The 12,636-nt window shown below is 51.8% G+C and carries 10 protein-coding genes; 8 read left to right on the top strand and 2 right to left on the bottom strand.

Going from position 1 to position 12,636, the window contains the following annotated elements; all coding sequences use genetic code 11:
- Positions 1-119 precede the first annotated feature (119 nt).
- Together AC6I6H_RS06355 and AC6I6H_RS06350 are read left to right on the top strand one after the other, a co-directional pair.
- Complete coding sequence (locus tag AC6I6H_RS06355) at positions 120-1,169, top strand: UDP-N-acetylmuramate dehydrogenase (RefSeq protein WP_497952899.1); 1,050 nt, start codon at positions 120-122, stop codon at positions 1,167-1,169.
- Positions 1,169-1,453 carry a HesB/YadR/YfhF family protein gene (locus AC6I6H_RS06350; protein ID WP_497952898.1) on the top strand — a complete coding sequence of 95 codons (285 nt, stop codon included), beginning with the start codon at positions 1,169-1,171 and terminating at the stop codon, positions 1,451-1,453. Before AC6I6H_RS06355 ends, AC6I6H_RS06350 begins: the two co-directional genes overlap by 1 nt.
- A gap of 121 nt (positions 1,454-1,574) precedes the next feature.
- Here AC6I6H_RS06350 and AC6I6H_RS06345 read toward each other — a convergent pair whose 3' ends face one another.
- Positions 1,575-4,241: a cation-translocating P-type ATPase gene (locus tag AC6I6H_RS06345; RefSeq protein WP_497952897.1), complete on the bottom strand. Its 2,667-nt coding sequence runs from the start codon at positions 4,239-4,241 to the stop codon at positions 1,575-1,577.
- Between the two features lie 401 nt (positions 4,242-4,642).
- Between AC6I6H_RS06345 and AC6I6H_RS06340 the strand changes: the two genes are divergently transcribed.
- From AC6I6H_RS06340 to AC6I6H_RS06315, 6 genes are all read left to right on the top strand, one after another.
- Positions 4,643-5,038, top strand: coding sequence for a MerR family transcriptional regulator (locus AC6I6H_RS06340; protein ID WP_497952896.1), 396 nt, complete (start codon positions 4,643-4,645; stop codon positions 5,036-5,038).
- A gap of 124 nt (positions 5,039-5,162) precedes the next feature.
- Positions 5,163-6,197, top strand: a complete 1,035-nt coding sequence (locus AC6I6H_RS06335) for a zinc-binding dehydrogenase (protein ID WP_497952895.1) — start codon at positions 5,163-5,165, stop codon at positions 6,195-6,197.
- A 247-nt stretch (positions 6,198-6,444) separates the two neighbouring features.
- A complete protein-coding gene (locus AC6I6H_RS06330) occupies positions 6,445-7,581 on the top strand; it encodes a glycosyltransferase family 61 protein (protein WP_497952894.1) in 1,137 nt (378 codons plus the stop codon).
- A gap of 200 nt (positions 7,582-7,781) precedes the next feature.
- A complete protein-coding gene (locus AC6I6H_RS06325; RefSeq protein WP_497952893.1) occupies positions 7,782-9,650 on the top strand; it encodes an ABC transporter ATP-binding protein in 1,869 nt (622 codons plus the stop codon).
- 4 nt (positions 9,651-9,654) lie between these two features.
- Positions 9,655-11,466, top strand: coding sequence for an ABC transporter ATP-binding protein (locus tag AC6I6H_RS06320; protein ID WP_497952892.1), 1,812 nt, complete (start codon positions 9,655-9,657; stop codon positions 11,464-11,466).
- A 60-nt stretch (positions 11,467-11,526) separates the two neighbouring features.
- Complete coding sequence (locus tag AC6I6H_RS06315; RefSeq protein WP_497952891.1) at positions 11,527-11,766, top strand: hypothetical protein; 240 nt, start codon at positions 11,527-11,529, stop codon at positions 11,764-11,766.
- Here AC6I6H_RS06315 and AC6I6H_RS06310 read toward each other — a convergent pair.
- Positions 11,763-12,305, bottom strand: coding sequence for a cupin domain-containing protein (locus AC6I6H_RS06310; RefSeq protein WP_497952890.1), 543 nt, complete (start codon positions 12,303-12,305; stop codon positions 11,763-11,765). The two genes, AC6I6H_RS06315 and AC6I6H_RS06310, sit on opposite strands and share 4 nt — an antisense overlap.
- Between the last annotated feature and the right edge of the window lie 331 nt (positions 12,306-12,636).

Below are 12,636 nucleotides of genomic sequence, written 5' to 3'. Positions count from 1 at the left end.
GGAAATCTGGGAACAACAAAGACCTAAAGTCCAATGGATTAGAAGAATACCGGCAGAAATCGTATAATAACCTCAGGACTCCGTCTCCAGAAAACCGAGGCAGCCATGCGAGGTCGGGGATGAGCGGAATTAATGGGGGATTTACGGGTATGTTAAAAAAAGAGTCGCTTGCCGGGCACTGCTCCTATCAAATTGGCGGAGCTGCAGACTATTTTTCTGCACCCCAAACGGAAGAAGAATTAAGAGCGGTTTTGCAAGAATGCAAATCACGGAAGCTTGCCGCTTTCATATTCGGAATGGGCTCCAACGTCCTTTTTCCGGATGACTTGCCGAAAGACCAATTGTTTCTTTCATTAAAAAGACTCGCTTTTTGGGAAAACACCACGACAAACTGGTATGTCTCGGCAGGTGTGCCCATGTCCATGCTGGCGATTGCCGGCCTTCATTATGCCATTCCGGACATGGAGCGAACCTATCTGCTGCCTGGCAGTCTTGGCGCGGGCATTTACATGAATGCAAAATATGAAGGGTTCCAAATGAGCGACATACTTGAACGGGTTTCCTATATCGATTTGGATCACGATCCGTTTATCACCCGGAGTATAGAGGTCAGCGAATGCAAATACGGGTATAAAAAATCGGTTTTTCAAGAACGGAACTGGCTTATTCTCGGAGCCGATATGCGGGTAATCCCAACTGGAGAGAAGGATTTCGAGCTGCAGAGGGTACTGGGCCGGTGGCTGGATCTTCAAAATCCCTCGAATCTCAAGGCCTTTTACGATTTTTTTTCGCGGGAAGTACATGTGCTGGAACAAAAGGGAATCCTTATTCCGGAGACGATGAAGAGGATTGAACGGTATCGGCTTGAAAAGCATCATTTTTCCTATCCGTCCTGCGGCTCCGTGTTCAAAAACAATTATGATTTTGGCACTCCCATAGGCGCTTTAGTGGAACAGCTCAATCTTAAGGGCTTGGAGCAGGGGGGAGCGTTAATTTCCCCGCACCATGGCAATATAATTGTTAACCGCAACCAAGCAAGCGCTCGGGATATTGCCTATTTAATGAACGTCATCCAAGACGAAATCCATCGGACGTTCGGCTTTGTTCCGGAGCCCGAGGTTGTTCTTCCGGATTCAAGCCGGAGGATTCGAAAGGAGGGGACCGTATAATGAGAATTTCCGTTTCTGATGAAGCCTTCCAATCCTTTCAAAAGGAGTGGGAACTAAAAGACGGTCAATATGTCCGAATTTATGCAAAGTATGCCGGAGGAGGCCGCGATGCCTTTTCGGTAGGGATCAATGCCAATGCAGCGCCGATTGACCCTGCGTTTGTCGAGCCGGTCGGCGGTTATTATTTTTTTGTGGAAAAAAGCGACGAGTGGATTATGAAAGACAAGAAATTGAGCATAGACAGTAACAACGACGGAATTTTCTTGAAAAGCGAACAAATTTAAAGGCTGCCGGACAAGAGCTTGGAAACTAAAAAACCGCGGAATCCCGCGGTTTTTTAGTTTGGGTATCGTCAGGTTCTCGTCCGGACCAAAAGATAAGAACTTGATCCCCCGTTGGTGCAGTTTATCGATTGGCGGTCTCCGCCGATTTTGAGGCGAAGGCTCTGCGGAGGAGCTTGGTCAATTCCATCAGGATGACGGCGCCAAGGGCCAGGCCGGCTGCAATCAGCCATTCCGACATTCCGAACGAAGCCGGAATCGAGAAGATGTCCCGGACTCCCGGCAGAACCGTGATGCCATAAAAGGCCAGGCAGACAAGCACCGCTCCAATCACATATTTGTTGCTAAAAAAACCTGCTTCAATAGAGGTTTGACTGTTCGAACGGGCGGCAAAGGTCTGAAGCGTACGGGACAGGATCAGAGTCGTGAACGCCATGGCAACGCCCATTTCGGAGGAAGTCTGAAGCCCGATATACAGAGACACAATGACTGCAATCCCGATTAGCAGCCCGCGGGTAATAATGGCCTGCATCATCCCGCCGGCAAAAATGCTTTCCTTCAAGTCTCTCGGTTTCCGTTTCATCACATTCGGTTCGGGCTTCTCCATGCCCAGAGCAATGGCGGGCAGGGAATCATTCGCCAGATTGATGAAGAGCAGCTGGATGGCCGTAAAGGGATTCACCCATCCGAACACAAGGGCGAAGAGGATGGCGATGATCGCGCCCAGGTTGCCGGAGAACAGGTAGGCGATCGCTTTTTTGATATTGTCAAACACCGTTCGGCCTACCGATACTGCATTTACGATCGATACAAAATTATCGTCCGTCAAAATCATCGCCGCCGCATCCTTGGCTACGGCGGTTCCGCTGCCCATGGCAACCCCGATATCCGCCTGCTTCAAGGCCGGGGCGTCGTTTACACCGTCGCCGGTCATGGCCGTTATTTTCCCTTTCCGCTGCCATGCGCGGACGATCCGAATCTTGTTCTCAGGGGAAACCCGGGCGTACACGCCAATCTGCTCCAACTTCGCATCAAGCTCATCGTCGGTCATGGCGTCGAGCTCCTGACCGGTTACGGCTATTTCTTCCTTGCTCATCAAGCCGATATCCCGGCCGATGGCTTGTGCCGTCGTTTTGTGGTCGCCTGTAATCATGATGGTGCGGATGCCGGCCATTTTGGATTCCGCGATCGCGCCGTAGACGGCTTCCCGGGGAGGATCGATCATGGCGGTCAACCCTACGAGCACCAGATTCTGCTCATCCTCCAGCCCGATTTCCGTTACGGAGTTGGGCACGGTTTTGTAGGCGTAAGCCAGTACTCGCAGGGCTCTGCCGGAGTAATCCTCATTGGCTTTAATAAAACGCTCCAGCACTTCCGGAGTCAAGGGCACTTCCTGTTCTCCCAGCAGGACATGCGTACACCGGTCAAACAGCACATCCGGTCCGCCTTTGGTCAGCAATGCTTTCTGTCCGTCAAAGGTGTGCAGGGTAGACATCAGCTTGCGGTCCGAGTCAAAGGGAAGCTCCGCTTCGCGGGGGAAATTGTCGCGGATTTCCCTGTAATCCCTGTCCTTGCTGTTGCTGAAGGCAATCAGCGCCACTTCCGTCGGGTCGCCCAGCTCTTTTCCGTCTTCATTAATGTTAGAGTCATTACAGAGCACGGCAATATGCAGCAGCCGTCGGGCCTCCAGCGACCAGTTTTCCGATTTCTGATTAAATTGATCGCTGTCCCCTTGCGGCAAAAAGTAATCGACAACCGTCATTTTATTCTGGGTGAGGGTGCCGGTCTTGTCGGTGCAGATCACACTGGCGGACCCAAGCGATTCGACGGCCGGCAGCGTACGGATAATGGCATTCTGCTTGGCCATCTTGTTTGTCCCGACGGACAGGACGATGGTGACGATGGAGGAGAGAGCTTCCGGAATGGCGGCAACCGCCACGGCGACGGCAAACATGACGGCATTCAGAATTGCTTCCGTCGTATCGACCGTGTCGTCCGACAGCCAGATCCGAAGGGCCTGGATGGCGAAAATCAATACGGACAGCACCAGAACAGCGATCCCGAGCTGCTTGCTGAACGCTTCCAGCTTACGCTGCAGCGGCGTCTGCTTGGCTTCGGCGCTTTCGAGGAGCTCGGCGATTTTCCCGATTTCAGTCGTCAGCCCGGTTCCCGTCACAACAAAGGTTCCGCGCCCGTATACCACCAAAGAGCCGCTGAAGGCCATATTGCGGCGGTCGCCAAGCGGTGCTTCACTGTCAATGGTACCCGAATGCTTCTCGACAGCCTCGGATTCCCCGGTCAGCATGCCTTCGTTAATCTTCAGGCTTTCGGATTCCAGAATACGGCCGTCGGCGGGCACGTAGTCGCCGGCTTCCAGGATGACAATGTCCCCGCGTACAAGCTCCCTTGCAGGCACGCTTGTTAATGACCCGTCACGCAGAACTTTCGCCGCCGGCGCCGACATCTGCTGCAGGGCAGCGAGCGAGCTTTCCGCTTTGCGGGTTTGGACGACGCTTATAACGGCATTCAGGATCAGGACGAGGAAAATGATAAGGGATTCCATAACATGTCCCATAAAAATCTGGACGCCTGCTGCAATAAGCAGCACCACGACCATAGGATCCTTGAAGTTTTCCAGGAAAAGCTTCCAGAGGGGATCTTTGCTTTTTCCTTTTAACTCATTGTATCCGTCCCTATCCCGTCGCTTTTCCACTTCCGCGGAGCCAAGCCCTTGGACGGTGGTCTGCAATTCCTGCAAGCTTTCGGTTGTACTGCTGCGGTAATACTCCACTGATGATAACTCCTCTCCTGTGCTGTGTTTTCTCTCAGGCTGCCGGTAAAGGGATCGGTTATCGTATGTATGTTTTATCCGTTCACCCGTTCGGCAGTTATTTGAACCTTTTGTTTAAAAGGTACGATAAAACCGGCAGCAAGTTTCAACTATTGGAAATCGGGATTGCTTACGCCTATTTTTAGCAAAGTCAAGGAAGACCATTCGCTGCGGTCTCTTAAGGAGGGGGGAGCGGAAGAGCGATCCGCCGGTCGAACGGATAATGGAAACGAACCGGGACATCTTAATTGTTTAAGGATAAAAACACCAAAATGCCCTGTAGAGATTCTCTCTTGCGTTGAAGTGCACTTTAAGGTTTATAGTGAACTCATCAAATTTGCTTCTAACGAGGGTGAAAGCCTATGAACATCAAAAAAGCCAGTGAATTAACCGGAGTGAAGCCCGAAAACATTCGCTATTACGAGCGAATCGGATTGATTCCGCCTGTAACGCGAGACGAAAATGGCGTTCGCGATTTTTCGGAGCATGATATCGGCTGGATTAAATTTTCAAAACACATGAGGGATGCTGGCCTCGGTACGGAAGCATTGATTGAATATATTTTACTTTTCCAAAAAGGAGATCCTTCAAACATCCCCGCGCGAAAAGAAATTCTGCGAGATCAGTTGGAAGAGCTGGAGCAACGCATTCAATCGATGACGCGTGCCCGTGATTATTTGAAATTCAAAGTGGAAAATTATGAAGAAACCATGGTCCCTCTAGAAAAAAAGCTGCAAGACGGGGAAAGCTCTCCTTGATTGTTTACCCATCATGTTGGTTTTTTGCACAGCATCAAACAACATTCATTTGGCGGCTGCGGGGGACCCGAGCAAACCGGAAACGGAATGGTGAAATAAATTTAATGAAAAGGTGGAGAATGGATTGAAAGCAAACGTAATGTACGCAGCCGGTGATGTTCGGGTTGAAGAGATTCCGGTTCCACAGATTCAGAAACCGACGGATGCCATTTTGAAGGTGGTTGTCGCCTGCATTTGCGGAAGCGACCTGCATCCTTACCGCAGCATGTGCGCCCATGAACACGGCAGCGGCGAAGCCATGGGACATGAAGTGATCGGGAAAATTGAAGAGACGGGCTCGGAAGTTACCGGGTTCCGGAAAGGCGATCTGGTCATCGTTCCGTTTGCATACGGCGATAACACTTGTCCCTTTTGCCGGGAAGGGTTAATGACGTCTTGCGTGCATGGGGGCTTCATGAACGGCTGCCAGGCCGAATATGTCCGGGTGCCTCAAGCACAGGGAAGCCTGTTCAAATTGCCTGACGGCATTGATGAAACGTCTCCTTTATTGCCGTCTTTGTTGACCTTGTCCGACGTATACGGCACCGGTTATCATGCGGCGAAGATGGGCGGCGTGAATGAAAACACGACCGTTACGGTTATCGGCGATGGAGCGGTCGGTCTTCTTGCCGTGCTCTCCGCAAAAAAGCTTGGCGCCAAGAAAATTATTCTTATGGGCCGGCACAAGGAGCGGACGGATCTTGGAATTGAATTCGGCGCCACGGATATTGTTCCCGAACGCGGAGAAGAGGGGATTGCGAAAGTCCGCGAATTGACGGAAGGGGAAGGTACCCATGTCGTACTTGAATGCGTCGGACTGATGCCTGCTTACGAGATGAGTGTCGGCGTCGTCCGGGCCGGCGGGGTGATCAGCCGTGTCGGCGTTCCGCAGTATGACGAAGCTCCCGTCGGGTTTGCCAGTCTTTTCGGGCGCAACATTACGCTTACGGGAGGTCCGGCTCCGACGCGAGCCTACATGGAAGAATTGCTTCCCGATATTCTTGACGGCACCTTTCAGCCTGGACGTATCTTTGACGTAACGGTTGACTTGGCTGGTGTTCCGGAGGGGTACAGGGCGATGAACAACCGGGAAGCCCTCAAGGTATTAATCCGACCTTAAGACGGAATGAAGATGCAGCAAAACGGCAGCCTGGAATGGATGCCCAGAATGACGAGAAAGCGGGAGATAAGGGCCCCTATTGTGAACGCCCGGAAAAAATAAAAAAGCCCTATCAGGACTGCAAGCTGCAAGAAACCCCTCCTTTCAATTTTTTTGCCCTTTTCCGCAGGAATCGTGTCTGCAGATTCGCTGTTTCATAGAATAACGTAATGTGGTTGGAGGACGATAGGAAAGCGGGGGGTGAACGATGCTTTTTTCAGTTAACGAACAGCCTCCTAAAGAGTATTACCGGGATATTTCGGAGTGGCAGATGGAATCGGGTCAAAAGGAAACCGGAGATGAATGCGGAAAGGTTATTCCATTTGACTTCGGCGGTGTAGCGGAGTTTGTATCGCCCAAAACCATTGAAGCCCATATCCATCGCGACCTGACCTCATACAAATTAAAACCTTTCGGCGGATACATGGCCATCATCCCCGGCGGCAGAGTATGGGGACGGTCCGGTGCGGTTTTGTCGCCGGAGGGGAGACTGATTTTCGATCTGTCCCAGGAATACGATGCCGAGCGGCATCGAATGTTAAAGGCCGAAGAGCATCCGGTATTTTGCAGCTGGAACGATCCGAAGCTTCAATATTTAAACGGTACGGCGGCCGTTTTAACATTTTGCGGAAGCTATAATTATTTTCACTGGTTATATGATGTACTCCCTAGATTCGTTATGCTGCAGATGAGCTCCATTCCTTATTCCAGCATCGTAATGAATCCTAATCCTTACGGACCTTTTGTGGAAGAAACACAGTCCATGCTGGGCATACCCGAATCGCTTGTCATCCGGGCAAGTCCGGAACTTTACATCAGGCCCGACAGGCTGCTCGTTCCGTCCTTGATAATGAACTCCCACTATCCCCCTTGGGCTACGGAAACCCTGCGCCAACTATTGCTGCCGTACCGGGACACGCAATTGGCCGTTCCGGAGCGCATTTATATTTCGCGTAACAAAGCAGGTTCACGGCGTATCGTCAATGAAGATCAAGTGGTTCGCTGTCTGGAAGAATACGGCTTCGTGACGATTTACCTTGAAGAATGGAAGGTTGCCAGACAAATTCAATTATTCGCAGCGGCAAAGGCCATTCTGGGTCCCCATGGCGCGGGGCTGGCCAACCTTGCTTTTTGCCGGCCGGGTACCCGGGTCATTGAATTATTTCATGACCGGCATATTGTCCCTACGTATTGGATGATCAGCAACCACAATGCATTGGATTATTATATGCTCTATGGGAAAGGCTGTCCGGATCCCGCCGTGCGTTTTACGGGACTGGAAGACATTTATGTGGATACCGAGCGGTTGAAGCGCACTCTGCAGCTGGCAGGATTGGATTCTTAAACGAGTGAAGAAAAGGAGCCCAAGAGGCAACTCTTGAGGCTCTTTTGTATTTTTGGAAAAGGGGCATCGTCTATTTTCAAGTTGAATTTCGTTTAATCTTTTTTTTCTGTTGTCGGGTTTACCGGAGGATGGTAAGATGCCCTTGTGCTGCCAAGAAAACGCATTCAAAAACAGATAGAAAAGAGAAGGAGGGAAACCTCATGAAGCTCTTCACCCGCTTGCTCGGTTTCGTCAGACCTTATGCAGGCCGGGCCTTGTTCGCCTTATTCTTAATGACGCTGGGGGTAACGTTCGACCTCGTCTCGCCGTGGCTGCTGCAGCTCGCCGTTGACGACGGAATCAAAGCCAAAAAATTATCGGTGGTCGTCTTTTTCTGTCTGCTTCTGGCTGGCGGGCAACTTCTCAAAACCGTCATCAGTTATCTTCAAGGTTACAATCAGGAGCTGGTCGGCCAAAACGTAATTTTCGACATGCGGCAAAGGCTGTATGCCCATCTGCAAAAGCTATCCTTTTCGTATTACGACAAGGCCCAGACGGGACAGATTATGTCCAGAATGACCGGTGATATCGACGCGGTCAAAAACTTTATTTCCTTCGGCTTCATCAACATGTTTCTCGGTGCTCTTACCTTCATCGGAACCATTGTCGTCATGATGCTGATGAACTGGAAGGTCACGCTGATCAGCATGTCCACGGTTCCCCTGCTGATGCTTGCTCTGTGGCAGTTCAACCGGAAGGTCGGGCCTGCGTGGGGGGAAATCCGGGAGCAAATGGGCAAGCTGACAACCACCCTGCAGGAAAATATCGCGGGTATCCGCGTCGTGAAAGCCTTCGCCCAGGAACGCCTGGAAAGGAAAAAATTCGGTGGACGCAACGAAACGAACTTCGAGACCAACATGAATCGGGCCAAGCTCGAAGCCAATTCCTTCCCCGTCATGAACCTGTTTGGCGGCGCCGTCTTCCTGCTGATGAACTGGGTTGGCGGAATCTACGTAATCAAAGGCGAAATGACCGTGGGCACCTTGACGGCATTCCAATGGTACGCCTGGGGGCTGATCTGGCCTCTCAATATGATGGGCTGGATCATCAACATCATGCAGCAAGCCTTTAAAGCGGCTCCCCGGGTATTCGAAATTCTCGACACCCCGGTGGATATTGACTCCCCGGCGAACGAAGGGATTCCCGCCGATACCATCCGCGGAGCCGTGGAATTCCGGAACGTCTCCTTCCGTTATCCGCAATCAAACGCAGGCAACGTTGCGGAAAGCGCTTCGGATGGTTCTGCCGAAAGCTCCACGGATACCGGGAACACGGAGATCAAGGGGGTGCTGAACGGCATCGATTTGAGGGTCAGCCCCGGCGAGGCCATCGCGGTTCTCGGCGGCACCGGCTCCGGGAAAAGCTCCCTTATCCAAATGCTCGCCCGCTTCTACGATGTATCGGAGGGTGCCGTCCTGCTTGACGGAAGAGACGTCCGGGAGTACAATCTCGACGGTCTTCGCCGGAAAATCGGAATCGTGCCCCAGGAAACCTTCCTTTTCTCGGCAACCATCCGGGACAATATTGCTTTCGGCCATTTGGATGCGACCCGGGAGCAGATTGAGGAAGCAGCCCGCCGCGCCCAAATCCATGATTTTATCGTAACGATGCCGGAAGGCTACGATACGGTCATCGGCGAGCGGGGCGTGGGATTGTCCGGCGGCCAGCGTCAAAGGGTCGCTCTTGCCCGGGCTATTCTGATGGATCCGCCGATCCTGGTTCTTGACGAAGCGACGGCCAGCGTCGATACGGCCACCGAGTCCGCCATCCATGAGGCCCTTCAAGAGGTTATGAAAGGGCGCACGACCTTTATCGTAGCCCAACGGCTGTCCGCCATTCAACGTGCGGACCGGATCCTTGTTCTGGAAGAAGGCCGTATAGTGGAGCAGGGTACCCACAAGGAATTGCTGGCGCAGGACGGATTTTACCGCAAGCTGTTCCTGATGCAGCAGGACGCGGAAGGAATGGCGGGATTCTTGAATCCCGACGACGAAGACAAAGACCGCGCTTTCGCGGTAACAGGGGGGTGAGAAGATGAGCCAAATCGAATGGGATTCCGAGGATGAATCAGAGAAGGGATTTAATAAAGCCTATCTGGTCCGTATGCTCGGATACCTGAAGCCCCATAAGAAGACGATGTCCGTCGTGGCTGTCGTCGTTATCATCGGTATGCTGCTCAGTCTCCTGGAGCCCATGCTGATCCGTTATGCCATCGACGAAGGAATGGAAAAGAAAAACTATCGAGCCATCCACATCTTTGCCATCTCCATCATCGCCATAAAGGTAGTATCCTTTTTCCTTCAGCGGATTCAGATCCGCCGGGTGAACTTCACCGGGCAGCGTATTCTGTATGAGCTCAGGCAGCAGCTGTTCGATCACTTGCAGACGCTTTCCTTCCGTTTCTTTGACGGAAGGCCGGCTGGAAAGATTATGTCCCGGGTCACGAATGACACCAACGCTATCGGAGAACTGATCAACGGCGGTCTTGTCACCATCATTATGGAGCTTACTCACCTGGTTGGTATCGTCGTTATTTTGCTGTATTGGGATTGGAAGCTGGCGCTCATGGCTTTCACGGTCCTGCCTTTCCTGGTTTTTCTGGTAAGCGGCTTTCGTACGAAAATCGAGAAGGCCTGGACCCGTTCACGGAAAACCATGTCCGCCATCAACGGCAATCTGAACGAAACGATTCAGGGAATCCGGGTCATTCAAGCTTTTTCCCGAGGCGCGCAAAATGAAAAGAAATTTAACGAGATTAACAATCGGAACCGGAAGGCGTTTATGCGGGCCGTTTCCCTTGAGCTGACCGTGTGGCCGCTGGTGGATCTCATCGGCATGCTCGGAACCATTATCGTTCTCTGGTATGGATCAAGCCGGGTGATCTCGGGGGAGTTGTCCGTCGGGTTCATCGTTGCCTTTATCAATTACCTGTGGCGGTTTTGGGGCCCATTGTCGGCCTTGTCGAAGGTCTACAGCCAATTGTTGTCCGCCATGGCCTCCGCCGAAAGGATCTTTGAAATTCTGGATACCGAACCGGAAATCCGGGACCGCAAGGACGCAAAAGAGATGCCCTCCATTAAGGGCCGCGTCGTATTCGACAACGTTAACTTTCGCTACGATGCGGATAAAGCCGATGTGATCAAAGGGTTGAATTTCGAAGTGAAGCCGGGGCAACGCATTGCCCTCGTCGGGCCGACGGGAGCCGGAAAAAGCACCATCGTCAACCTGCTGATGCGGTTCTACGACCCCAGCGAGGGACGGGTGCTGATCGATGGCCATGATCTGAAGGAAGTCTCTCTCCCCTCCTTACGGAGTCAGATGGGAATTGTTCTTCAGGATTCCTTTATCTTCTCGGGAACCATTGAGGAAAACCTCCGCTACGGAAAAAAAGATGCCACGGATGAGGAAGTCAAGCGGGCAGCCCAAAGCGTTCGGGTAGACCGGGTTGCCGACCGGTTCCCGGACGGCTACGCAACCCAGGTGGAAGAAAGGGGCTCCAAGCTGTCCGTCGGTCAGCGCCAGCTACTGGCCTTCGGGCGCGTCATCCTGGCGGACCCGCGCATCCTGATCCTGGATGAGGCAACCAGCAGCGTAGACACCGAAACCGAGCAGCATATCCAGGAAGCTTTGGACACTTTGCTGGAGGGCCGGACCTCTTTCATCATTGCTCACCGTCTCTCCACGATTCGCTGCGCCGACGTCATCATGGTCGTCCATGACGGAGAAATCGCCGAAAGCGGCAGCCATGAAGAATTGCTGCGGCGCAAGGGCATTTATGCCAACCTTTATTACAACCAGTTCGCGATGCAGCAAAAGCTTTCCCGGCTTGCAGCAGGAGCCGAATAGATCATATGCATATTTAATTGCGGACTTGCCGGCGACTTCAGCAAGCCAAAGGAATTTTTGATGCCTCAGGCTGAGCATACTTATGACACGTATCTCTGGAAGCAGAACAGCTACCGCACCCGCCATCAACAGAAGAACTTTCTGTTCAAACCGCTTTATGAGATTAACAACGAAACCTTGGTAAATACAAAAAAGCTGTCGAGAAAGGACCTCGACAGCTTTTTCTGTACACCAACGCTTGGATACAATCCGCTTCTTCTCATGGCCGAGCGGGAAATCGTTCCCAAACGGGGTGACTAGCCTTCAGCAGCTTGGGCGGTTTTCTTTGTTTCGTGTACCGTACCGTGGGGATGATGGGGAGGGGCATAGATAACGTACAGCTTCAGCGGGGTTGTTCCCGTATTCGTTACATTGTGCCATTTTCCGGCCGGTATCATAATGGCGTAGTCATCGCGAGCCATTGCCTGGAAATTTAATTTGTCTTTTCTGTCTCCCATTTGAATCAGGCCCTGGCCTTCTTCAATCCGTATGAACTGATCGGTTGCCGGATGAATTTCCAATCCGATATCATCGCCAACCTTAATACTCATCAGGGTTACTTGAAAATGCTTCCCGGTCCATAAAGCAGTACGGTACGTTTGATTTTGCTTGGCTGCCTGGTCAATATTCACGACGAACGGATTCGGGCCATAGTCTTTTAAGGGGATCTGTCCCTTACGGTTTTTCTCGTTATAATAATAGTTATAATGAAACGGGTGAAGTTGAAGGGGGTTATCACCCCAGGTGTTATACAAAGGACTTAGCCCTTGATAGTGATAATGTGGTGGTACAGGATACATTCCTCATTCATCTCCTCCAGGAGCAGGATTCCCTTTTACCATATGCAGGTGCCTAGAGAAGGGACTTCAAGCCTTCAACATTGGGCGGAAGTCCAAGAAAAGGTGCTCTGACCCGGCATAATGAATGGGGGGCTGCCCGGGAGCGGTTTGAACATCCGCTGTGATAGGAGAGTTATATGCGAACCCTATTTGATGCTCATTTGCATATCATTGATCCGCGTTTCCCATTAGCCGCCCATGCCCTGGCGGGCATCACAGAAAATGAAAATAAAGTTGCGTTATTTCGGGGTGGATTTTTTGGCTATGCCGTGGTCCAATGTCCATCACGCGC

It is taken from the genome of Gorillibacterium sp. sgz306347, from assembly GCF_059735245.1.
Note: the sequence above shows the minus strand (reverse complement) of the source record. Positions and strands in the feature narration are given on the sequence as shown.